Here is a 22,733-nt window from a genome sequence, read left to right on the forward strand (position 1 = left end):
TCAAGGATTATTGATCACCCGGAACTGCTACCGGCTTTTTTGCGAGCTTCGGCTACTCCAGACAGCATAAATAACACAGCCTATCGCGATGCCGTTTATCAAGCCAATAGCCGAACGCACCGCAACATACGACAGTCCGGCGGACTCGTGCAGCAAATTAGCCGCCAGCACAAACAACAAAATACTACCGGTATAGATGACAAACGCCATTTTTAAGTGAGTTGATTCAACCACTTGCTGGCTTTCTGTTTTAAGTTTTGCATACCACAACACCAGCCCTGCCAAACCCAACACGCCACTGCCATATTGATTCAGCTTATACAGCGGCAAGCCAAACAGCTCAGCGTGCCAAAACTCACTGTTCTGCACAAAATAGCCATAACTGTGACTGGTCGCATCCCGCAGCAGATGGCTATAAGCGCCAAGCAGCACGCCCAAAATCACGAGCAGGCCTTCGCGAATATTCCACACTATTTGGCCCTGCGGCAGCGCAAGCAAATTTAATATGGGTTTTTCCAGCCACCGATACCACAGCGCAAGCATCAACAACGCCGGCAATAAACAATAAATCCAAACTCCAGGGATTGAATGCCCTGGCGCGTGTACCGGCGTCATAAACAACAGATAGGGAAAATCCGGCGACATACTGCCAATCACCACAGGCATCACCGGGATTTTTCTGCGGGTCAGATGATGCAGCGGAAAAGCTGCGATGGCGTGTGAGATGGTAAAGGGCATGGTTTTGGTTGAACTACCAAATTAACAGCGGAAAAAACACGCACGCGTTATCCGTCGCAGCCAACACTATCTGCGAGCGATAAAATTTATTTGTTATGTTCACTTTTAAACTCCTCAAGAATTTTCATTGAGGGTGTTGGTTTAGTGACCCAAACATCGTTTTCCATAACCTGCCAGGTTTCATTCAATCCACCTTTAGCATCGAAGTAGTTTATAACTTCAAGATAAAAGCTTTCAATTAACTCAAGCTCTCTTTGACTGGTAGGTGGTAAACGCGAACCATCAACTATTAATACTTTAGTTGTCACTTGACTGCGCAAAAAATCTTTAGCTTTTTCTGTTTCACCGTTTTCCAGGAATTTTAAAGCCCAAAGCATAAAACGACCGTTATCAACGTGCTCTTTTGTATATGTATTCGCTAAAGTCGAATAATTTAAATAGAAGGCCGATATAAAGCCGCCAAAGAAAACAATTAAAGTAAATACCCCACCTGCAATCCATGCAAAAATATTTGATTTCATCACCACTCTCCTAATGAACATAACAATCGCCTGAGTGTCGAGCAACTTGATGCGAGCCCGGCACAGCAGGCACTGTGTGCTGACGCTTGTTATATGTTCAACGAACCCAGCCAATGCTAAGTAAATAGCGATTACCCGAAATGACCTTAGTTACTGAATGCTCACAAATATCCGGTCTAAAAAACTTAATACGTTTGCTGCAATAAATTGGCGATTTACAGATAAACTCACCGCCTGATTTTGCTTGTTTGAGAACAATATTCAGACGGTAATGTCTGCCATTTTTTACATTATCTGTGTGGGGTGGAACCTCACATCCTTCAGGGAATCTGAGCAAATAAAAATCAAATTTGATTGGCCAAATTGCTCCAGCCAATAGCATTTTTTCATACCCTGTTTTCTGGCGACCTTTTTGCCATTTAAATAGATTTCTTAAGATACTCATCAATCCTTTGGTACATAACGCTAAATGCAGCTGCGCGGTAAGTGTTAGCTGCCTTTTGATTGTTATAAAACACCTTACCGACTTACTGCATTAGAAGTGGGGTTTATATCTTTTTTATACAAAAGTACGAACAGATAAATAACGCTAAGAATCGGAATAACTGATAATACAGCACCCAATAAACCCGCCATTTTTGGTCTTTGGGTTTTACGGCGAGCCACGAAATAACACAATGCGCCCATGATTAACGCAAATATGAGTACAAATTCGCCGTATAACGTGGCATTGACATTCAAATGAACTATCCCTGTGGTTTACAACAACTTCATCAACAGGACGCCCCTCGCTGTAAAGTGCTGAACATCCCCGGTGCCTTTTCCAGATAACCTCACGCTACCGCATAAATCCAAGGCTCTCAAGCGCTTGTACCTAATATTGTTTGAACTGCTGGTTCAAAGTGGGGATGAACTCGCAGAGTTCGTTACTAACCCTTCATTCACACAGTTGTTAAAAAAACTGCGGCTACAGGATTGATTGTCCAATGTGTGACTCCTTACGGCTGCGGTGAACATACGACACATGATTGCCGTGAGTCCATGTACGCCACGTGGTGGCCAGCGGGCTTCGCTCGCACGTACCTACCGCGCACCTACCGCTCATCCCCCGCCCGCTGCTTTTATAACCAATTCGTCTTAAAAATCCACAGCTATGCGCAAAATAAACTCATAAAGGATACTGTATACAATATCCTTTATGCTAAGTTAAATCAGCCTGCGCAGGTCACACAAAGATAACGATACATAACAAAACAGGAACATCAGCAATGAATCTTCAACCTCTGGCACTGTCGCTTTTGCTCGGCAGTGGTCTGGTTATGGCGCAGGATGTGAATTTGTCGCATCCGGGGCAGCTGGATCAGGATTTACAGCAACAGCATCTGCAGCAGCGTTTGGCGCAACAACAAAAGTCACCTGCAACCACCAAAACCCCCGGCACTTTGCTGGCGCCGCAACAGCCGCGGCTGGTGTCGCCGGCAGAATTTGAGAAAACTCAGGCGCAGATTTATGCGCAGCAGCATGGCGTGACCTTGCCGGCGAAATGGCAAACCGCGGCACAACAAGCATTTTTAACCGCAGATCAGCCCAGCCAGTCAGCCGCCAAAATACAAAAGACCAGCAACGAACAAGCAGTAGATGCTCCCAGCTTGCAGGCTGCTGGCTGCACAAGCCCGGCTGATTTATTGCCACTGCAGGACCAGGCACTGATTGACGCCATCAGCAACAGCAGCCTGACCAGCTGTTTGTATCAGCTGTACAACGTGGCTTATGTTGGTACTGCACATTTCAGCGACCAGAAAATTTTGACCGTCGCCACTGCTATCAACAGCAAACTGGCCGTGTTTGACGGTTCGGACGCCACCGGCGCTGCCGTGCTGGAAAAGCTGGTGACATATTTGCGGGCGATGCACTGGGCGGAGTCTGGCAACGGCCGGGTGTTCCAGAGCGCTTATAAAACCCAGTTAGAACAGGCGCTGCGCCAATATGTGAACGGTGCGCATTTTGTCCGCTTTGACGGTGATGTGTCGCGTAATTTTATGCTGCGCTATGAAATGCTGATTTTAATCAACAGCTCAGGCACAGAGTCGCTGCAGTTTTTACCGCGCATCAGCGAAGCCATCAGCGGTTATGCCAGCAGTGTCAACCGCGCCAATAACTGGGGCATCGCCTATGAAGAAAACGGCATGACCCAGCTGCTGACGCATTATTTTAATGCGGTCAATCAGGGTAGCGCTGAGCTGCAAACTTTGCTGGCGCAGCAGCCGCAAATCGTCACCCGGCTGCGTGATTTTGTGCTGACGGACGGCCAGTGGCTGCTCGGTCATACCCGCGAATATCAACTGAATGATGCAGTGTCTGAACTCGGCCGCCTGCTGAAACTCGGTGGCACTGTAGCCGACACAGTGCGCCCGGCGCTGCAGCACATCCTGAGTACTTACAGCTATGGCGGCACCGGCTCGCAGGCCTGGGTCAATGCGCAGGGCATGGTCAAAGCCTACGACAGCGCCAACTGCGCTTTGTACGGCAACGCCTGTACTTTTAACCTCGAAGACACTGTGCTTTCCGGCAAACATCAGTGCAGCAACAGGCTAAAACTGCGTTATCAGGGTAGTATCAGCGCCGCCAACTTAAGCCAGATCTGTAGCAAACTCGGTGCGGAAGAACAGTTGTTCCACCAGACTTTTGGTACCCAAAGCAATCGGCCGGTGGCCAATGACCAGAACGAAGATCTTGAAATGGTGATCTTCAAATCCTCCACTGACTATCAGAACTATGCCGGTCAATTCTTTGATATCAATACCAATAATGGCGGTATGTATCTCGAAGGCACGCCGTCTGACCCGGACAATCAGGCACGATTCATCGCCTATCAGGCCACCTGGTTGCAGCCGGCTTTTGTTGTATGGAACTTAGAGCACGAATATATCCATTATCTGGATGGCCGTTATAACCAGTGGGGCAGCTTTAATGACCAGCCGGAAAACTCCGTCTGGTGGGGTGAAGGCCTGGCCGAATATCTGTCGCAGCCACCAACCAACGCCAATGCGCTGGCCGCAGCACCACAAAAAACTTACCAGCTCAGCCAGCTGTTCCAGACCACCTACTCCAACAGCAACACCAGCCGCACTTATCACTGGGGTTACCTCGCCGTACGTTACATGTTTGAACGCCAGCGCGCTGAAATCAACGACCCGTTGTTGCCGTCATTACGCGCCGCCAAATATGTGATTTCTTCAGCTCCTTGCAGCTTTGCCTGGGGCTGGCAGGAAAAACCAGTGGCGATAGCCAACAACTGGAGCTGGCTCTATGACGACAGCGCCTGGGGCTCGGGTTATTGGGTCTGGACCTGTGGCCAGCAAAAAACTGCTGAACCACAATTACCGCCGCATACGCCTTATCAGGACATTCTGACCCGCTGGGGCACCAGCTTTGATGTGAGCTTCCACCAATGGCTGGATTGTCTGGTGGCAGGCAACGGCAGCTGCAGTCAGTACCGCCCGGCTGATTTAGACCAAAACGGCGCCATCGACAGCCGCGACATCAACCTGTTTAACCAGCGCCTGCGGACAAAAACCAACTTAACCATGGATTTAGATTTTAACGGCGACAAAAAAGTCGACCAGCGTGATGTTAGCGCCATGAGCAAACTCTGTGACCGCGCCCGCTGTGCAATTGCCGGCTAAAACAAATAATTAAAGAGAAGTCATATCATGAATAAAATCAGAAAATTATTAAGTAGTTTATTGCTGGCTGCCAGCGCCTGTAGCCTGGGCAGCACGGCGCAAGCCGGTGTGATTCAGATTGAGACCAACAAAAGCAGTTATCAAAGCGGCGAGCTCATCACAGCCACGGTTAAAGCCAATGCATTCAGCGACGTGCTGACCGGCTTTTTCCTGGCGCTGCAGTATCAGCCGGGGCAGTTGTCGCTGCAAAACTTCAGCTTTGGCGGCGGCTTTGATGATGGTTTTGGCTCTTACCAGTTCTCAGACCACAGCTCAGGCCGGCTGGCGCTGGAAGAATATGCTGACTGGGCTGCTGCACTGGCGACTTTAGCCGCCAAGCAAAACGGCAGTTTCATTTTGGCGACTATCCAGTTTAAAGCCAGCGGCACTGGTTTATTCAACCTGAATCTGGACCCGGCGTATCTGGGGTTCCTGACCGCCGGTGGCGAGCTGGAAGGCGCTGACTGGATTGGCAGCAGATTCAGTGTCACTGATACCACCACAGTGCCGGCACCGGCGCCGTTGTTGCTGATGTGTGGTGCTTTGTTATTGCTGGTGCGGCAGCGTCGCGCTGCTATAAAGCAATAAGCTGACGACAGACTGCAACGGGCCGGAGACTGTTGCAGTCTGCCTCTCAATCAGCAATACACTGCTACACCGAGCGGATTATGCCGACTGGCCCAAACTCTGTGCCGACCACTCCCGACGCTTATCATCGTCCGGGTTGTTTTTACTCAGCTCGTTTTCACGCACCAGCTGCTGCAGTTGTTTTTCCAGCGCGGTGATTTGCTGGTCAATCTGCCGGATAGAATTCCCCAGATTTTGATCATTGCCACCTTTATTCATCTGATCTGCCAGCTCTTTACGTTTTAACTCCAACTCAGCAATTTTCTCTTTCAGCCGGTCCATTTCTTTTTTATTAATCCCAAGCCGGTTCGCCAGCAACTGCTCCATCAGGCCATCGAGGAATTTTTGCGCTTGTTCACTGTTGGGTTCGCTGTTTGACTCATCGCCTGTGTTGTTGCCGGAGGACCCGCGGGTCTGGCTACTGCCGCTCACGCTCTGGCCGTTCTGGCTTGAAGTGATAGCGCCGGCTTCGGCCTGCTCTGCTTCGGCCGGAGCACTGCGCAGCTGCTGCTGTAAAACCTGTGATTGTTGCATCGCGGCGGCAAATTCACTGGCAAGCTCGTTGCCATGTTCTGCCTTGTCGCCGGCAGATTGTTGCAGTGCACTGAGATTGCCGGAAACCCCGGTGGTGTTGGCTGGCCACAGCGTAGCTGCGGCCTGGAGTTGCAGTGACATGAAGATCCGCCTCAGGTAAAAGTGCCTGAAGCGGAGTTTGCAAAAGCTGTGCCGTCATCGGAGCCATTGACGGTGCATCTTGCTGAGGCCGTCGAGTCTGGCTGCCCATGACAGCCGTTAGTGTGTGACTTTCAGCAAATTGCGTTTGAATTCGGCAGCTAATTTAGCGACAATGACAATTATTATCATTTAGCTTGCCGGGAGTTGTGGCCTGATGACTGTATTAAACCCTGCGGGTGCTGTTTCTGCACGTCACACTTTGTGGGACGCGCCGAAAAAAGCTGCTGTATCTGTGGTAGAACTCGCTGCCTGCCTGAACCCACTGGTGCTGAACCGCTTGCGAGAAATGGGGCTGGAACCCGGCCAGCCGCTGATCTGTTTAGGCCGCGGCCCATTTAATGGCCCTGTTGTTGTGCAGATCCAGGATTGCGTTTACACGCTGGAGCAACAGGTCGCTCAGCATATTCTGATCGAACCGCAGCTTTAACAGCGGTATCACCGCCCTTGATATTCTCCGGGCGCCGGGCGAACCCCCAGCGCCAGCTTGCAGAAAAGGCTTCTGATGAAAAAAATCGTTTTGGTAGGTAAACCCAATTCCGGTAAAAGCCTGTTATTCAACCAGCTGACCGGTTTACGGCAGAAAGTCGCTAATTATCCCGGAGTCACCGTTGAGCTGAAAAGCGGCCGTTTTGAACAGTTTGAACTGATTGATTATCCGGGCGCTTATTCACTGAGTAGTTTGTCGCGCGACGAAGAAATTGCCGTGAATAAACTCAATGAAGCGCTGCAAGACCCTAATACCGCGCTGGTGATTTGTAATCTCGATGCAACACGGCTGGAAAGCAGCCTGATGTTTGGTTTGCAGGTGCAGGCGTTAGCGCGTGCTCATCAAAAAGCGCTGGTATTTGCGTTAAATATGGCTGACGAACTGCAACGCTTTGGCCATCAGCTCGACACCGCCGCATTAAGCGCCGCACTTGGTAGCCCGGTATTTGCCATTTCTGCCAAAACCTTATTGGGTATTCATGAGTTTCGTCAGGGCTTGCTGGCACTTGCCAATGCGGCCGAACCGGCAGTGCCGGCGCTGGAGCACGGCGATGAACAGGCGCTGCGTCAGTTCAGCCGCAGCCTGGCCCGTACTTATGGTCTGGCGTCCAGTGTGGTGCTGAAAAACCAAAATCGCATCGACCGCTTTATGTTGAATAACTTAAGTGGCGGCCTTGCCTTTTTGCTGGTGATGTTCCTGTTATTCCAGAGCATTTTCACCCTCGCTGCACCTTTGATGGATGCCGTGGAAGCCGGTATTGGTGCCGTCGCACATTGGGTCACCGGTTTTATCGGCGAAGGCACAACCAGCGATTTCCTTAACGATGCCATTTTTGGCGGTGTTGGTTCATTCCTGGTGTTCGTGCCGCAAATTATGATGCTGACGCTGATCATCGGCCTGCTGGAAGACAGTGGTTATCTGGCTCGCGCGGCGCTGATTTGCCACCGGCCTTTGAGTTACTTTGGTTTATCCGGTCGCAGTTTTATCCCGTATCTGTCGGGCCACGCCTGCGCCATTCCGGCCATTATGGCGGCGCGCACTATTGAATCGCCGCGCAAACGCTTAATCACTATGATGACGATTCCGCTGATGGCCTGCTCTGCCCGCTTGCCGGTTTATGCGCTGCTGATTTCTGTGCTTATTCCTGAGCGCGCTTATCTGGGTGGCCTGGTGAATTTACAGGGCGTGGCGTTTTTTGGCCTGTATCTGATGGGCATTATCGTGGCGCTGCTGGTCAGTCTGATGCTGTCGCGTTTTGTGGTAAGCCGTGACGAAAAATCCGATATGCCGTTTATTCTGGAACTGCCAAACTACCGGCTACCGCACTGGAAGCCGTTGATTGTGCGCGTGATGAGTGCAGCAAAAAGCTTTGTCTATCGCTCAGGCCCGGTGATTTTTGCCGTGACTGTGCTGATTTGGTTATTCGGTTATTTCCCGCATGATGCCGGTGGCCTGGAGCATTCTTATTTAGGCCAGATTGGTCATTTTATTGAACCGGTGTTTGAACCGCTTGGCCTTGACTGGCGTTATGGCGTGGCGATTTTGATGTCGTTCCTGGCGCGCGAAGTCTTTGTTGGCGCACTCGGCACGCTGTTTGGTATCGATGGCGCGGACGAGAACATCGCCGGTCTTGCCGCCAATATTCAGGCTGACGGCCTGGCGTTTGGCGCCGGCTTTGGCCTGCTGCTGTTCTACGTGGTCGCGCTGCAATGTGTTGCGACGGTCGCGACTATCCGCGCAGAAACCGGCAGCAACCGCATCGCGGCAGGGCTGGTGATCGGTTATGGCCTGCTGGCCTATGCGCTGGCCTATCTGGCGGCGAATCTGCTGTAAATACACCTAATCGGGCGATTGCTGACTGGCAATCGCCCTATCCATTCCTCTTCCATCTGCCGTAACCATCTATGCTCTTCCTGGCGTCCAGAGGCAAGCTGCCATCGTTTGACAGGTTCTGTACGGCGGCGCTGACGCTGGCCGATACCTACAATGAGAATGAATGAGTACGGCAGCGCTGACGCTGGGCAATACTTACGCGGCGAATGAATGGGTAGGTATCGGCGAGCGAAGCGTCGCCGTACAATGAAACCCAGATTTCATGTCTATCACAGCGACCAAGCCAATATCTAACTGCCCGCAAGGTCAGCTTCACCTGATAAATCCAATCACCAAAAAAATTATTAGTTAATAATCAAGTGCATACATCAAATTCACTCAAATTAAAAAATTATGCTTGCGCAATAATAGTTATCGCAATAATATACATCCAAGCCAGAACACAAATGACCTGGTGAGCAGACTGCGGTACGGTGAACACCCTGCCTGCAGCAACAAAACGAAGGTTGTTTTTTTAAGTAAATAGTTATCGCGATAACACTTTGCGAAATACGCAAAGCGCGAAAATCACAAATCAAACATTGGAGATGAATCATGCAAGTTATCTATAAAGCAGTTGTAACCAGTACTTCAGGCCGTGACGGACGTGCAGTGTCCAGCGACAACAACCTGGATGTGAAATTAAGCACGCCACGTGAACTGGGTGGTGCCGGTGGTGCTGCGACGAACCCGGAACAACTGTTTGCTGCCGGCTACTCAGCCTGTTTCTTAAGCGCCGTGAAATATGTCGCTGGCCAAAGCAAAATCGTCATCCCGGCTGACGCGAACATTCGCGCTGAAGTTGGCATCGGCCAAATCCCGGGCGGTTTTGGTCTGGATGTAGAGCTCTTCATCGACCTGCCAGGTGTTTCAGCAGATGTGGCGAACGAGCTGGTGCAAAAAGCCCATCAGGTGTGTCCGTACTCAAATGCGACCCGTAACTCTTTACAAGTTCGTCTGACGCTGGTGTAACCAGCGTCCGTCCCGGACGGTTTTTTTTCAGTAGATAGTTATCGCAATAACATTTAACGAACTAGCAAGCATTAACCCAAGCAGGCCACAGGCCGCACACTGAATACCGGAGCAAGATGATGAAAAATTTACAGAAATCTATTGGTTACAGCATTGTCGCATTAGGCCTGCTGAGCGCCGTTGGTAGTAACACTTTGTACGCCGCGGAGATCCCGGGCGTCGAAAAAAACACTGAAGCCTTTTTGAATGTATTGGCACAAGGCGGTGGCAAACCACTGGAACAGTTAAGCCCACAAGACGCCCGAGCTGTGTTAACAGGCGCACAAGCCGGTGCCGCGTTGCCGGCAGCCGATGTCAGTGAAAAATGGATTGTCGCCGATGGCCAGAAACTCAAACTGGTGATTGTGCGCCCGGCCGGCAGCAAAGGCACGTTGCCAGCATTCATGTTCTTTCACGGCGGTGGCTGGGTATTAGGTGATTTCCCAACCCACGAACGTTTGATCCGCGACTTAGTCGCCCGCTCCGGCGCAGCCGCTGTTTATGTGGATTACACGCCGTCACCGGAAAGCAAATATCCAACGGCGGTAAACCAGGCTTACGCCGCCACCAAATGGGTGGCTGAACATGGCGCGGAAATTAAGGTGGATGGCAAACGCTTAGCGGTCGCCGGCAACAGTGTCGGTGGCAATATGGCCGCGGTGGTCGCATTAAAAGCCAAAGCAGCTGGTACGCCAGCGCTAAAATTCCAGCTGCTGATGTGGCCGGTGACAGACGCCAGCTTTGAGAACGGCTCTTATCAGCAGTTCCAGCAAGGTTACTTCCTGACCCGCAATATGATGACGTGGTTCTGGGACAACTACACCACCAACCCGGCCGAGCGCAACGAAATTTATGCCTCGCCACTACGCGCCACGACCGCGCAATTACAAGGTTTACCACCAGCGCTGGTACAAACGGCTGAGCTGGATGTGCTGCGCGATGAAGGTGAAGCTTATGCGATTAAACTGGACCAGGCCGGTGTAACAGTGACCTCGGTGCGATATAACGGTATGATCCATGACTTTGGTCTGTTAAACCCGCTGAGCACAGTACCCACAGTACAAGCCCAGCTGGACCATGCCGCGAGCGCATTGCAACAGCACCTGAAATAAGGCAGATTTGACGCAGCTCACAGCAAGCCGGCCCTGCCGGCTTGTTTCATCAGAGCAATTCATCAGACAAAAGAGAATGAACATGGCAGATGCAAAAAAATCCCAATCCGAGCCAAAGCAGTTAAAACCACTGCTCAGCGATCCTGGCTGTGCCTGGCCCGCCAGCGCTTTGCATCTGGATAATCAGCTGTGTTTTGCGCTCTATTCCACCTCGCTCGCCATGACCAAAACTTACAAACCACTGCTGGAACATATTGGCCTGACTTACCCGCAATATCTGGTGATGCTGATTTTATGGCAACAAGACGGCGTCGCCCTGCGCGACATCGCCGAGAAACTGCATACCGAATCCGGCGCTTTAACCCCGGTATTAAAACGGATGCAGGAGATGGGGTTACTGATCCGCGCCCGCAGCCCACACAGCGAACGCACGCTGGAAATCCGCTTAACCGACGCAGGCCGCGCGATGCAGCAAGAAGCGCTGAAAATCAATCAGCATATTGCACTCAGTTGTGGCGATTCACTGGCAGAAGTAGCAGCACTGCGTGACCAGCTGATTAAGCTGCGGAAGACTTTGACGGCTTGAGGGTGATCACCGAGGCCACGCTGTTTGTGGCCGGAACGAAATTAAGCAACTTGTTATGTTTTTACTTCTTTGATGTACGCTTAATTTGCTCTATAAACATTTTGTAATTTGGATGATCATCGCTTACAGCAGCATGAAACCGACTTATTTCAAATCTGTCTTTGCCTTTTGAAAGTACCAAAATATAAGTTTTACCTGTTTCAACGAACACTGGGCATACAGCACGAGTTTCTTCGTTTGCAGAAAATGCCTCAATAACCTCTCCAACGCTAAAGCCACCATTTAGACTTTGCAAAACTGTAGCTTTAAACGATTTTGTTCCTGTGTATCGCCCCTCTTCGTAAAGTTTGCTGTCTGATATTTTGGCTTCAAGAATTAAGTCTGATTTCGAAACGTTATAGAGAGGATATTCAACTATTACAGCCTCAACCTGACAGGCATACGCATAATTAGCTGACATCAACATAAGAAAAGATAGTTTCTTTAACATGAGTTTATGTACGTGACATCACATAGCTATAAGCGCACGCGCGCGAACCTGGGTGAGCGTCGCCGCGGTAGCAGGCCGCAAATGCCACGCCTTGTTAGCCGAAGTACCGAAATATAATGACTCACAGTAAAAAGCCAACTGCTTAATATTCATGGCGTTTATCGTTTTGTTTGCATGAAAGCTCAAACAGATATTTTTTATCATTTACATGACCAAGCTGTTTCATTACTAAATCAGGAATGAATGATTTTTCTATGTCATTTATTTTGCACGAGTTCTGCTTTGCAAAAGTATCTATCTCATTAGAATTAAAACCATCCACCTTTTTCAACACCACTGCGACACCGGGGTCAACGCAGCAGCCTATATAGTCAGCGAGATATTCATGATCCAACACGACCAATTTTGCGCCAAAAATTTCTATTTCTTTTTTTGGAAAGTAAAAATGATGATAATCACCTTGTACATTAGCTTTTTCATCTATGACACCGTTTTTCTTTAATATTGTCAAAGAATCAAGGCTCTCCATCGATTCCTCGATAGTTTCTGGTGAGGTCTCAAGTAATTTTTTTATCAATAATGCGGGTTCTGCATTTAAAAAGAACGACTGCATCAAAAGAACGAAGACGAATTGATACTTCATAAAAATCTCTCTGTGCATTGTCTATATGGCGAACATATTAATCAATATGCAAAACGCCTGCTTTTAAGCTTGCGCCGTGCCTTATTCCCCTTTCACATTTATTCACGTTAACCAAAAGACAACTTGTAATCAAACTTTTAGGGAGCTTGCTCGCTTTGATAATTACGAAAGCATGCGCGGTGCAAACGTTTCTGAATAATGCACAAAATTGCATCCGGTAATCAGTTCTTCCTGATTTACTGCAGTCCCCGAAGACAGTTTTTGGTAATAAATCGACAGCGTAAATGAACTCCCAAAACTGTCGGGCAACAACGTTAGCAGACCCTCTGCGGCATGGATGCCGCAGAGGAGCCTACACGCCTGCGAGCCCCGAGATATTCACGGCGTGCGTGTGACGCCCAACGTGTGACGTGCAACGTGTGACGCCCAATCTGTTGTTGTTGGCCGTGCCGTTTAGCATTGGTCTTTCATTCAGTCATGTACGGCGGCGCCTTGCTTGCCGCTACCTACCGCGCCTGTTGCCCCCATAAAAAAGGCGTGCAAAGCACGCCTTTTTCAAAACATCCGAGAATCCTACTTCTGCACACTCAACATATATTTCGCCACCGCCAGCCGGGTTTCGGCGTCGAGGTAATCCTGTTTTGGCATGGCTGGATAGTCTTCGCGTTTCTTCGTCGGGTTGGCGATAAAGTCAGCTAAGGCCTGTGGATCATCCATGTACAGCGACTGGATCACTTGTACCGGTGGGCCAATCAGGCGGCCGGTGTAGGCGTGGCAACCGGTACAAATGCCAAGGTATGCGTATTTGCCTTTGTCCGCCGTTGCCGTATTGCGCGGCGCGGCTGGTGTTTCCAGTAAATAGCTGGCAACCGTATCTGTGTTGGTGAAACTACAGGCCGGCCAGTCGCCGACGCCAGCGGAGACATAACGCTCAGGATTAGCGATACAGCTTTCGGTGACTTTGCCAACGCGGACAATATCCGGCTCACCTTGTTTCAGCTCAGCACCGAGCAACACTTTGGCTTCAGGAATTGTGTCAAAACCGTTGTGAAACATCAGGTTATTGAGAATCTGGATTTTGTCCGGCGTCGGGTCTGACTCAGGATCCAACGATGCATTCGGGGCATTTTCATGGTCGGTAATGATAATACCGGCCACTTTATTATCAACAATCAGGTTGTCTTCGAGGATGACATTATCCGCCGCCATAATCAGAATGCCAGTACCGGCCGGAATGCCCGATACCATTGAACCCGGCGCGCCAAAGTTGGCGGTGTTGTTATTGCGGATCCAGTTATTGCGGATAATCACCGTGTGGGTGTCCTTGATTGGTAACCCAGGTGTGACAAAGGCCAGAATGCCGCCGGTGTTATTGTGGACAAAGTTATTTTCCACCACGGCAAAACGACTGTTCTCGATTTCGATACCAGCCACGCTGTCGAATACTTCGTTATTGGCGACATGAATATGGTCGCTCATGCCGACATAAATCGCCGCATCTTCAATGCCAGACACAATATTGTGTTCAATCAGACCGTTTTCGCCGAGCTGCGGGAAAATACCGTAGACGCCGGTATCGTCGATGATGTTATTGCGAATTTCGAAGTTATTACCGGCCTGGCCCATGATGCCATTGCCTTTGTATTTGGTGATGAGGAAGTTCTCAATCAGGATATTGTTGCCGGAATATAAAATGGCGTCGTTCAGTCGTTCTTCGCCAAATAACCGCGGTCTTTTGCCGTCGATAATGACGCCGCTTAAGCGGATGCCGTCTTTATCGATATACACAGTTTCGACATAATCGCCGGGCCAGACCTGAATCACATCGCCCGGATTGGCTGCTTTCACAGCATCCATAATCAGCATGCCGGGTTTGACCTGATGCACTTTGCCAGGCGCTGTGTCTGGCAGCACCGATTTTTTCGCATTGCTGCTAACACCTGAATTGGCGCCAGCGACCTGCAGGCTGGCTTCTTTGACCACGGCAGCCGGTGCCTGCGGTTTTTGCCCCCACAGGTAACCACCGGCTAAAGTGACTGGCAGTAACGCCGCCAAAATCCAGTTCGTTTTCATTGTTATTTCTCCGCGTTCGTCGCCATATCGTCCGACTGGCTGGTTGGATGTTGTGAGGGGGTTGTCTGAGCTGCAACTGGCCGTAATTCTTCCGGTAAAGGCAGGCCGGACGGCAAAGCAACGGGGATCTGCGGGCTCAGGCTTTGATCGGTTAAGGTCTGTAAAAAAGCCGCAATCTGCCGGTTTTCTTCGGCAGTGAGTTTCGGCTCCCAGATATGCCAGTGGATCAACAGGTTCTCGTCTTTAGGCACGGCATGACCACGGCCTTTGCTGTAGAACTCTGCCGCTTCCTCTAACGTGGCAAAACGACCTGAGTGCATATAAGGCGCGGTCAGCGCGACATTCCGTAGCGTCGGCACTTTAAAACCACCGCGTAATTTCGCCGTTTCCTCGGTAGTGCCTGCTCCAACATCAAAAGGCCGGCCTTCCGGCTCCGGCGTACCAATCACAGCAATTTGCTGGTTGGTAAATAAAGGTGGAGTGTGGCATTCGGCGCAGCGGGCAACAAAAGAGCGAAACACGTTCATGCCTTTGATTTCAGTCTCATTTAACGCCTGATGAAAACCGTGCGCATAGTGGTCGTAGCGGCTATTGAGCGAAATTAACGAACTTTGAAAAGCGGCAAGTGCCGTGACCACTTGTGGCAGCTCAATTGGCCCCTTTTGGCCAAAAGCGTCGGCGAACAAACGTGGATACACCGCATTGGCATTTAAATCATGCAGCAGTTTTTCTGGTGTATTGGCCATTTCATCGGGCGCAAACAAAGGCCCGGCGGCTTGTTGTTCGAGGCTTGGACTACGGCCATCCCAAAACAGCTTTTGTAAGAATCCGACGTTCCATAAAGTCGGCGCGCTACGTTTGCCCTGCAGGCCAAAAGCACCGGTACTGACGGCTTTGCCATCGGTAAAGCCTTTGTCCGGCTGATGGCAGCTGGCGCAGGCTTGTTGTTTATTGGCAGATAAAAGCGGGTCAAAAAACAGAAAGCGGCCAAGGTCAATTTGTTGGGGGCTAAAGCCATCGCGTGCCGCCGGCAGCGCGGTTTTAGTGCCGCCCACGCCTTTGTTTTGCAGCGAATCATATTGCTGATACAGATTCACCAGTTTGCACTGCTGGCCGACCAGCTCAAAACTTGGAGGACAGTTTTTTGCCAGTGCAATTGTACCACCGCCGTCAAATTCGACGCTGTCAACTGGCAGGCCCAACAACCTTGTCAGCGCCTGTGCCGGTTGCATTATCGCCAGTAGCACCAATACGCAGGCGATTATCAACTGCAGACGCAGACTCCATTTATTGCGCAACAAGGTAGCAAGATACTGCGACCAGGGTTGTTTCAGCGGCGGCCCTGACAATGTCATGGTAAGGCGCCGATGTAATGCAGAATATCAAGCATATCCTGCTCAGATTTCAGTGTCTGTGCCATCCGCGCCATTTGGCGACCGGGTTTATCTGTCGCGTCAGTACCACGAATACCGGCCCGGAAATGTTGCAACTGCCGCAACTGATAATCAGCCGCCAGCGGTTTCAGCGCAGGTGCATTGAGGGCACTCACACCCTCAGCTTTGGCCCCGTGGCAAGCGCCACAACTGTTGATATAAAGTTTGCGGCCCCGATCGACTTGCTGGGCTGTGGCAGGCTCGACGGCTGCCGGCACCGCCGGGAGTGCCGCGAAATAACTGGCCAACGCAGTTAATTCGGCTTGATTGAGTTGCTTGGGCAAAGCAGCCTGCATTTGGGCACCAAAGTTATCATCGGGATGGCTGCCGCGGATTCCAGATTGAAAATGCTGCAATTGTCTGAGCAAATACGCCTGTTGCTGCCCGGCCAGTGCCGGTGCCCCAAAAGCCGGATTGCCGCCCCCATCAGCCTGATGGCAGCTTTGACACACGCTTAATACTGCCGGAACCGGCGTGTCAGCGCCCTGCGCGACTGCGCTGAGCGCCAGTAGCAGCACACCTGCACCCATCTGTAATTTCACACGAACTCCTGCATCGGTTCAGACCCTCAGTCACAACAAGCCCGGAAGATATGGCTGTTTTACAACATGCTGTGGGTTCAACTTGGATGTTTGTAGGGTGCGTCGGCGCAGGGCAGGCAGCAAACAAAATAGTGTACAAAAGTGTACAAAACCTGAGCGCAAAAACAGCGGTTCTGGTCTTCAGTAACAACTGAAAAGTGTTACACACTACAAATAAACATCAGGCTACAAGGCACGCCAAATCTGGCATCCAGACAATAAGCCTGTTCCTCAGAACAACTATGCACAATGTCGGAGCATAGCTTCGCTCAGCAATCAGGGCGCTTGGGCCTGTGTTGCGTTCAACCTGCGCGTCGATATTATCGGCTAAGCGGCTGGTGCACTGGTTCTGTCTCAAAAACAGTTCCAGACGCCCAGCAAGGCAGACCGGTATCTGCCGACCATAACTAAAATAATCCGGAGAACAGAGATGACAGGTGTGAACAAGCAACACAGGAAGACGCCCCTCGCGTTTTACATCGGTCTGGTCTGCAGCAGTGCGCTGTATAGCCAGGCCGGCAACGCGTTAGAACAACAAAACAATGACAAAAACCCAGACTCTCAAATCGAAGTGATGACAGTCACGGCACAAAAACGCGTGCAAAACCTGATGGAAGTGCCGGTCGCAATCGATTCGATCTCGGCCAAAGATTTAGAAGAAACCAACTCAGTGCTGCTTGGCGATATCGCCGACTACACGCCGGGTTTTAAATTCAGTAAAGACGCTGTGGCGCAGGCGACAGCAACGATGCGCGGCGTATCGAGTTCTAACATCAGCACCGGCGGTGACCCTTCGGTGGCAATTTTCTATGATGATGTGTATCTGCCGCGCGCGGCGCAAAGTGTGTTGTTTGCCGACATGCAGCGCATCGAAATTTTAAAAGGCCCGCAAGGCACTTTGTTTGGTAAAAACGCGGCGGCCGGTGTAGTCAGTATGGTGCCAAACGCCCCCGAGCATACCGAGGAAGCTTTTATCAAAGCCACGCTCGGCGATTATGGCCTACAGCGCTTTGAGGGCATGGCGAATACGTCACTGTCTGACCAGTTTGCGGTGCGTATCAACGCATTGTCGAACCAGCGCGACAGTTACATCGACAACGTTTATAAAGACTATCAGGGTGAGGAGCTCGGCAACGCCAACCATCAGGCCGCCCGCATCGCCGCACTGTGGACCCCCAGCCAAAGCACCAAAGTCCAGTTCAGTTATGACTATGACGACATGGACCAGGGCTATTCGCCAGCCATCGGCCTTAGCCCTTATGCCTACAGCATGAACCCGCTGGACCGCACCATTGAAAACGATGTGATAGACGGCCACGAGCGGCGCGACATGGATGCGTGGACGTTAAAAATCAATCATGAATTTAACAGTGACTGGTCTGGCAAACTCATTTCCAGCAAACGGCAATGGCAAGTATCCGGCCGTGACGATGCTGACGGCACCGCCGACAAAACCCGTTATCTCGATACCATCAACTTTGAAGATTCGGACATTTTTTACAACGAGCTGCAAATTAACTACAGCCACGACAAGCTGAACTATGTCGGCGGTATTACTTACAGCAAAGAAAACGTGCATCAGACCACTACGCTGGATATCACTGCAGATACGATCGCACGGCTGACCAGCGATAACCTGAACCAGATGCTCGGTGGTGCCCTGATGCAAGCTGGCGTTCCGGCTGAAGCGCTGGGTCAGATGGGCCTGCCGATTGACCATATCTGGAAACCGGCCGACTGGGCCAATGTGCTGAGTATTCTGGCGATGGTCGACCCTTCTGTCGCCGGCCTGCTGCAACAGTTAGGCGCAGCGCCATTTAGTCCGGAACTGGCCGCTGCCATCAGCGCCACCGGCGATCTGACTTATCAGCTGATTGGCGGTGGTCTCGGCATTGCTGAAATTTTTGGCCCCTCCAATGCCGGTAAAATGTGGAGTGAAGATATCGTCAACAATGGCGTCTTTAACTCTTATGGCATCTATTCCGACGTCGACTATCAGTACAACGACCAATGGGGCTTTACCGGTGGTCTGCGTTACAGCCGCGATGAAAAAGATTTCAGCTGGGATATCCGCGAACGCTCGTTTGGCGCGTCGCTGCCAAGCCTGACCGAGTTTTTATTCCCGCTGGTGACCAACCTCAAAGCCAGCAAAGACTGGAGCAAACTGACCGGACGCGGTGTGGTGCGCTTCCAGCCGGATGCCGATCAGCTGTGGTTTTTATCCTACTCAACAGGATATAAATCAGGTGGTTATGATTCATTAGACCCTGCATCTGCCGCCAATCCTTATGCGCCGGAAGCAGTGAAAAATATTGAACTGGGGTACAAAGCGGAACTGTGGCAAAACGTGCGGCTGCAAACCTCGATTTATAATATGGACCTAACCGATCGGCAACGCTCAGTAAGCAGCAAAAGGCCGGGTGATGGTGTCGCAGTGCCAATCATCATCAACGGTGATCAGGATATCCGCGGCATGGAGCTGATCATCGACTGGCAAGCCACGTCCGCACTGAAATTAGGCCTGGTGACGGAGTATCGTAAAACCGAATCCAACTGGGAGCAGTTTTATAACGGCGACGGCGACTTAGTCACCGACACCGAAAAAGATTCCAGCGCCGATGCCTACACCCTGACCGCCGACTGGACACCGGACTGGGTCACACCGGACTGGGCTTTTGGCGATGGTCAATGGAAAGTCCATGTTGACTATGTGTACGAAGAAAACACCCGCGCCGACGACCCGGATATTCTGGCGATCGCCAGACAAATTCCGGCTTATTTTGCCGATACAAAAAACCTCAATGCGCGCATCAGCTGGCAAAGCAACAGCGACCATTGGGAAGTTGCAGTGTTTGGCAAAAACCTAACAAATAACGAAACAACCGGCGGTATCGGCGGCTTCGCCGCCGCAGTGCTCGGCACGCCAATTACCTCACTGAATCCACCACGCACCGCAGGTGTGGAAGTGAAATATCAGTTCTAACCGGGTTTTAACCTGTAACCTGTGGCAGCGCGCTCTCCCCTTGCTGCTACAGGTTTTTTCCTATCAGCGCCCGGCATGCCGCAGCTGTTTTTGCTGATACATCCGCTCATCGGCGATGCGAATGAGTTGATCCGCGTCTGAGCCGTCATCCGGAAATAACGCCTGACCGATACTGCAGCCAATCAGCACTGTCGCCATGCTGAGGGCAAAAGGTTCCGCCAATGCCTGTGTGATTTTGCTGCTGACCTGACTGACTTCCTGCGGCGACTCGAGCTGTGGCAACAACACAACAAACTCATCACCACCGAGCCGAGCTACTGTATCAGAGGCCCGCAATAATTTGCGTAGCCGCTCTGCGATGGCTTTGAGCAGTTCATCACCAGCGGCATGGCCATATTCGTCATTGACCGGCTTGAATTTATTCAGATCCAGCAGCAACACGGCCAGCTGGCGCTGATGCCGGCTGCAATAAGTCAGTGCCTGCTGCAGCCGGTCCATAAACAGCGCGCGGTTGGGTAAGCTGGTCAGGCTGTCGTGCTGCGCCATATAGCGCATCTGCTGTTCAGTTTTACGCCGTTCGGTCAGATCACGCGCCACCCCGACAATGGCGATAAACTCACCGGCTTCGTTATAAATACCGGCGGTTTTCACCTCACTCCAGACCGTGCCACCGTTTTTGTGCGGTTGTTCCAAATCTGCCACGAACTCAGGATAAGCCAGTCCGGCTTCTACGGCCGCACGTGCCTGACGCATTTGATTAAAAACCAGCTCAGCGGATTCCGGCGTCAACGCTTCAGTGACATGCTGGCGCATTGCTTCTTCGGCGGTAAAGCCGCGGTGGCGCTCCACTGAAGGGCTGACATAAGTGATATTGCCGGACAGGTCCATAGTCCAGATCACATCACTGGCATTGTCAGTCAACAGCCGGTGCCGTGCCTCACTCTGGCGCAGTGCCTCACGGTCGCGCTGGCGCTCCAGCGCGATAGCCACCATCGAACCAACATCACTCAGCACATCAAAATCCTGTGCAGTAAAAGTTGCCGCCTGCCACACCAGCAACACACCAGGGATTTGACTGCAGTCTCCCTGTAGCGGAAAAGCACAGAATTGCAGCTGTCCGGCCGGCACGTCGGTAAATGCCGGGCTGGGTTTCCCCAGTTGCGGCACCCGCAGTAAATTCAGGCCCGGCGTATCGCAATCATCGCCAAAGATCTCAATCCGCCGTTGGATCTCCGCCCAGCCTGCGGCGCACAGGTCGACATGAATGATCTGCGGCAGGTCTTTGGGCCTGTCCAATAACAAAATCGGGTGGTACGACGGGCGAAATTGCTGCAATAACTGCAGCACTGTGGTCATCAGCTCATTTGGCGCCGTTTCATCCCTGAGCATCTGCTGCAAAATCTGACTACGGATATGCTGCCAGCTTTGTTGTTGACGTTTTTGTGCCAGCAACTGATGCAGCCGCCGGTTGACCTGTGTGATATAAGCCAGCAGCGCCAGCGCCAGTAGTAAACCGAGTAGCACCAGTAGCGCAATCAGTACCCAAGTCAGGTCTATTGGCGTACTGGCCTGAAACAAAAAATTATCCAGGTCCGGTACCAAGCTCAGCAACCCCTGCTGCTGATAGACTTCGGCAATATGGAGCCAGCGATCCGGATTGATATAGCCAGGCGCAATCAGGTCGGTCTGCAGCAGCGGCTGCATTGCAGCGGCTTCCGCCAGTAATAGTGCTGTGCTGCTGCCAGACGGGTAATGTTGCTGCATGTAAGCAATAACTTCCGCCGGATGCTGCATGGCATAAGACCAGCCCCGCAGGCTGGCGGCACGGAACTTTTCCACCAGCTTGGGATTTTTAAGCCATAACTTGTTGCTGGTGAAAAGATTATCACCATAGAAATCAATGCCGGCACTGCGCGGGGAAAACTGATGATAAGCAATCCCGGCTTGCTGCAAGATCAGCGGTTCATAGGTGCTGTATGCCGAAATCGCGGCGGCTTCGCCATTCAGCAAATCCGGAATAGAGGTTTCATGTTCAATCAGCAGATAATCCTGCCCGGTCAGGCCTTCGCGACTTAAATAGGCACGTAGTTCATCGGCGCCGGTTTCCAACAGAATTTTTTGGCCGCGTAGCAATTGCAAATCCGGCACTACGCCATTTGCTTTGGTCAGTAACACCAACGCTGAATGCTGAAATATATTGGCAATGAGCCGTACGTCACGGCCTTTGGCGTAATCAAGCAACAAAGCACTGGTGCCCACACCAAACTGTGCCCGGCCGGATAGTACTTCATCGACCACCTGCAACTTGGGCGTTGCAGCGACCAGCTCTACTTTCAGTCCGGCTTCGGCGTAATAGCCCTGCTGCTGCGCTGCGTAATAACCGGCAAACTGAAACCCATGTTGCCATTTCAGCTGCAGCCGCACTTTTTCAGCCGCGAATAACAATTCGGCCGGCCAGCACAGCAACAACAGCGCCCAGCAGAAGCGGCTACTCACCGATATCCTCGAACCATAAAGCTGGACGTTCCGCAATAAACTGCTGCATCAATGTCTTACATCGTTCATCCTGCAGATTAATCAGTTCAACGCCCCGACTTTGCAGGTAAGCTTCCGGGCCCTGAAACGTCTGATTTTCACCAATGACCACCTTGGGAATACCGTAAAGCAACACTGTGCCACTGCACATATCACAGGGTGATAAAGTCGAATACAACACGGCGCGGCGATAATCGGCCGCTTTGAGCCGGCCGGCATTTTCCAGGCAATCCATTTCGGCGTGTAAAGTACAGCTACCTTTTTGCACCCGCTGGTTATGACCACGTCCAACGATTTGGCCGTCAATCACCAACACTGAGCCAATCGGAATACCGCCCTCGGCCAGGCCCAGTTCGGCTTCAGCGATGGCAGCCTGCATAAACGGATCAGACATATCAGAATCCCGCTGCAATAAGGAGAGGAAGATTAAGCCTGTGCCGTCAACGGCTTGCCGTCAAGGCTGCTGCAGAAAAAGCCAAACTAAATACTGTCGGTATCAATCACAGCCACAGCGCCGCGCAGAGTGACTTTGTATTGTGCGGTATCTTGCAGATAAACCATGCCCTGACACATCAGATGGG

General features: G+C 51.3%; 19 protein-coding genes. 8 read left to right on the forward strand and 11 right to left on the reverse strand.

The window, feature by feature from the left end:
* Positions 1–27: 27 nt before the first annotated feature.
* The 3 genes from Q399_RS0112490 to Q399_RS21920 form a co-directional block, all read right to left on the reverse strand.
* Positions 28–738: a DUF4184 family protein gene (locus Q399_RS0112490; RefSeq protein WP_031568938.1), complete on the reverse strand. Its 711-nt coding sequence runs from the start codon at positions 736–738 to the stop codon at positions 28–30.
* An 86-nt stretch (positions 739–824) separates the two neighbouring features.
* Positions 825–1,259: a hypothetical protein gene (locus Q399_RS0112495; protein WP_031568939.1), complete on the reverse strand. Its 435-nt coding sequence runs from the start codon at positions 1,257–1,259 to the stop codon at positions 825–827.
* Between the two features lie 97 nt (positions 1,260–1,356).
* Positions 1,357–1,704 carry a 2OG-Fe(II) oxygenase family protein gene (locus tag Q399_RS21920; protein ID WP_031568940.1) on the reverse strand — a complete coding sequence of 116 codons (348 nt, stop codon included), beginning with the start codon at positions 1,702–1,704 and terminating at the stop codon, positions 1,357–1,359.
* An 823-nt stretch (positions 1,705–2,527) separates the two neighbouring features.
* On the opposite strand from Q399_RS21920, the gene Q399_RS21590 reads away from it, so the two are divergent.
* Positions 2,528–4,945 (forward strand): collagenase, encoded by a 2,418-nt coding sequence (locus Q399_RS21590; RefSeq protein WP_051685950.1) that lies wholly within the window; start codon positions 2,528–2,530, stop codon positions 4,943–4,945.
* Between the two features lie 27 nt (positions 4,946–4,972).
* Positions 4,973–5,572: a hypothetical protein gene (locus Q399_RS0112510; protein ID WP_031568942.1), complete on the forward strand. Its 600-nt coding sequence runs from the start codon at positions 4,973–4,975 to the stop codon at positions 5,570–5,572.
* A 78-nt stretch (positions 5,573–5,650) separates the two neighbouring features.
* On the opposite strand, the gene Q399_RS0112515 is transcribed toward Q399_RS0112510, so the two are convergent.
* Positions 5,651–6,286, reverse strand: coding sequence for a hypothetical protein (locus Q399_RS0112515; protein ID WP_031568943.1), 636 nt, complete (start codon positions 6,284–6,286; stop codon positions 5,651–5,653).
* 214 nt (positions 6,287–6,500) lie between these two features.
* Here Q399_RS0112515 and Q399_RS0112520 point away from each other — a divergent pair, with 214 nt between their 5' ends.
* The 5 genes from Q399_RS0112520 (at position 6,501) to Q399_RS0112540 (ending at position 11,414) form a co-directional block, all read left to right on the forward strand.
* Positions 6,501–6,773 (forward strand): FeoA family protein, encoded by a 273-nt coding sequence (locus Q399_RS0112520; RefSeq protein ID WP_051685951.1) that lies wholly within the window; start codon positions 6,501–6,503, stop codon positions 6,771–6,773.
* A 75-nt stretch (positions 6,774–6,848) separates the two neighbouring features.
* Positions 6,849–8,666: a ferrous iron transporter B gene (gene feoB / locus Q399_RS0112525; RefSeq protein ID WP_031568945.1), complete on the forward strand. Its 1,818-nt coding sequence runs from the start codon at positions 6,849–6,851 to the stop codon at positions 8,664–8,666.
* A gap of 594 nt (positions 8,667–9,260) precedes the next feature.
* Positions 9,261–9,677 (forward strand): organic hydroperoxide resistance protein, encoded by a 417-nt coding sequence (locus Q399_RS0112530; RefSeq protein ID WP_031568946.1) that lies wholly within the window; start codon positions 9,261–9,263, stop codon positions 9,675–9,677.
* 116 nt (positions 9,678–9,793) lie between these two features.
* Complete coding sequence (locus Q399_RS0112535) at positions 9,794–10,828, forward strand: alpha/beta hydrolase (RefSeq protein WP_245612882.1); 1,035 nt, start codon at positions 9,794–9,796, stop codon at positions 10,826–10,828.
* A gap of 82 nt (positions 10,829–10,910) precedes the next feature.
* Positions 10,911–11,414 carry a MarR family winged helix-turn-helix transcriptional regulator gene (locus Q399_RS0112540; RefSeq protein ID WP_084164294.1) on the forward strand — a complete coding sequence of 168 codons (504 nt, stop codon included), beginning with the start codon at positions 10,911–10,913 and terminating at the stop codon, positions 11,412–11,414.
* A gap of 61 nt (positions 11,415–11,475) precedes the next feature.
* Here the strand turns inward: Q399_RS0112540 and Q399_RS0112545 are convergent, their stop codons facing one another.
* From Q399_RS0112545 to Q399_RS0112565, 5 genes are all read right to left on the reverse strand, one after another.
* The gene (locus Q399_RS0112545; RefSeq protein ID WP_157836289.1) at positions 11,476–11,904 is read right to left on the reverse strand and encodes a hypothetical protein; all 429 of its coding nucleotides are present in this window, start codon (positions 11,902–11,904) and stop codon (positions 11,476–11,478) included.
* A 142-nt stretch (positions 11,905–12,046) separates the two neighbouring features.
* On the reverse strand, positions 12,047–12,547 hold the full coding sequence (locus Q399_RS21595) for a hypothetical protein (RefSeq protein WP_051685952.1): 501 nt from the start codon (positions 12,545–12,547) through the stop codon (positions 12,047–12,049).
* A 573-nt stretch (positions 12,548–13,120) separates the two neighbouring features.
* Positions 13,121–14,620, reverse strand: coding sequence for a parallel beta-helix domain-containing protein (locus Q399_RS0112555; RefSeq protein WP_084164295.1), 1,500 nt, complete (start codon positions 14,618–14,620; stop codon positions 13,121–13,123).
* Positions 14,621–14,622: 2 nt separating this feature from the next.
* On the reverse strand, positions 14,623–15,975 hold the full coding sequence (locus tag Q399_RS0112560) for a cytochrome-c peroxidase (protein WP_051685953.1): 1,353 nt from the start codon (positions 15,973–15,975) through the stop codon (positions 14,623–14,625).
* Positions 15,972–16,595, reverse strand: a complete 624-nt coding sequence (locus Q399_RS0112565; RefSeq protein WP_051685954.1) for a c-type cytochrome — start codon at positions 16,593–16,595, stop codon at positions 15,972–15,974. Before Q399_RS0112565 ends, Q399_RS0112560 begins: the two co-directional genes overlap by 4 nt.
* A 469-nt stretch (positions 16,596–17,064) precedes the next feature.
* Between Q399_RS0112565 and Q399_RS0112575 the strand changes: the two genes are divergently transcribed.
* Positions 17,065–19,617: a TonB-dependent receptor gene (locus Q399_RS0112575; RefSeq protein WP_051685955.1), complete on the forward strand. Its 2,553-nt coding sequence runs from the start codon at positions 17,065–17,067 to the stop codon at positions 19,615–19,617.
* A gap of 63 nt (positions 19,618–19,680) precedes the next feature.
* On the opposite strand, the gene Q399_RS21600 is transcribed toward Q399_RS0112575, so the two are convergent.
* Entirely contained in the window at positions 19,681–22,113 is a 2,433-nt protein-coding gene (locus Q399_RS21600; RefSeq protein ID WP_051685956.1) for a diguanylate cyclase domain-containing protein, read from the reverse strand.
* Positions 22,106–22,546 (reverse strand): nucleoside deaminase, encoded by a 441-nt coding sequence (locus tag Q399_RS0112590; RefSeq protein WP_031568955.1) that lies wholly within the window; start codon positions 22,544–22,546, stop codon positions 22,106–22,108. Before Q399_RS0112590 ends, Q399_RS21600 begins: the two co-directional genes overlap by 8 nt.
* Between the last annotated feature and the right edge of the window lie 187 nt (positions 22,547–22,733).

This window comes from Rheinheimera texasensis DSM 17496 (assembly GCF_000711985.1).
In the GTDB taxonomy this organism is placed as follows: domain Bacteria; phylum Pseudomonadota; class Gammaproteobacteria; order Enterobacterales; family Alteromonadaceae; genus Pararheinheimera; species Pararheinheimera texasensis.

Excerpts from the sequence above, each read along its gene's own strand:
- Q399_RS0112555 (WP_084164295.1), bottom strand. The coding sequence starts at position 14,620 with ATGAAAACGAACTGGATTTTGGCGGCGTTACTGCCAGTCACTTTAGCC.
- Q399_RS0112575 (WP_051685955.1), top strand. The coding sequence starts at position 17,065 with ATGACAGGTGTGAACAAGCAACACAGGAAGACGCCCCTCGCGTTTTAC.
- Q399_RS0112545 (WP_157836289.1), bottom strand. The coding sequence starts at position 11,904 with ATGTTAAAGAAACTATCTTTTCTTATGTTGATGTCAGCTAATTATGCG.
- Q399_RS21920 (WP_031568940.1), bottom strand. The coding sequence starts at position 1,704 with ATGAGTATCTTAAGAAATCTATTTAAATGGCAAAAAGGTCGCCAGAAA.
- Q399_RS0112530 (WP_031568946.1), top strand. The coding sequence starts at position 9,261 with ATGCAAGTTATCTATAAAGCAGTTGTAACCAGTACTTCAGGCCGTGAC.
- Q399_RS21590 (WP_051685950.1), top strand. The coding sequence starts at position 2,528 with ATGAATCTTCAACCTCTGGCACTGTCGCTTTTGCTCGGCAGTGGTCTG.
- Q399_RS0112560 (WP_051685953.1), bottom strand. The coding sequence starts at position 15,975 with ATGACATTGTCAGGGCCGCCGCTGAAACAACCCTGGTCGCAGTATCTT.
- Q399_RS0112535 (WP_245612882.1), top strand. The coding sequence starts at position 9,794 with ATGATGAAAAATTTACAGAAATCTATTGGTTACAGCATTGTCGCATTA.
- Q399_RS0112540 (WP_084164294.1), top strand. The coding sequence starts at position 10,911 with ATGGCAGATGCAAAAAAATCCCAATCCGAGCCAAAGCAGTTAAAACCA.
- Q399_RS0112510 (WP_031568942.1), top strand. The coding sequence starts at position 4,973 with ATGAATAAAATCAGAAAATTATTAAGTAGTTTATTGCTGGCTGCCAGC.
- Q399_RS21595 (WP_051685952.1), bottom strand. The coding sequence starts at position 12,547 with ATGAAGTATCAATTCGTCTTCGTTCTTTTGATGCAGTCGTTCTTTTTA.
- Q399_RS0112495 (WP_031568939.1), bottom strand. The coding sequence starts at position 1,259 with ATGAAATCAAATATTTTTGCATGGATTGCAGGTGGGGTATTTACTTTA.
- feoB (WP_031568945.1), top strand. The coding sequence starts at position 6,849 with ATGAAAAAAATCGTTTTGGTAGGTAAACCCAATTCCGGTAAAAGCCTG.
- Q399_RS0112520 (WP_051685951.1), top strand. The coding sequence starts at position 6,501 with ATGACTGTATTAAACCCTGCGGGTGCTGTTTCTGCACGTCACACTTTG.
- Q399_RS0112590 (WP_031568955.1), bottom strand. The coding sequence starts at position 22,546 with ATGTCTGATCCGTTTATGCAGGCTGCCATCGCTGAAGCCGAACTGGGC.
- Q399_RS0112515 (WP_031568943.1), bottom strand. The coding sequence starts at position 6,286 with ATGTCACTGCAACTCCAGGCCGCAGCTACGCTGTGGCCAGCCAACACC.
- Q399_RS0112490 (WP_031568938.1), bottom strand. The coding sequence starts at position 738 with ATGCCCTTTACCATCTCACACGCCATCGCAGCTTTTCCGCTGCATCAT.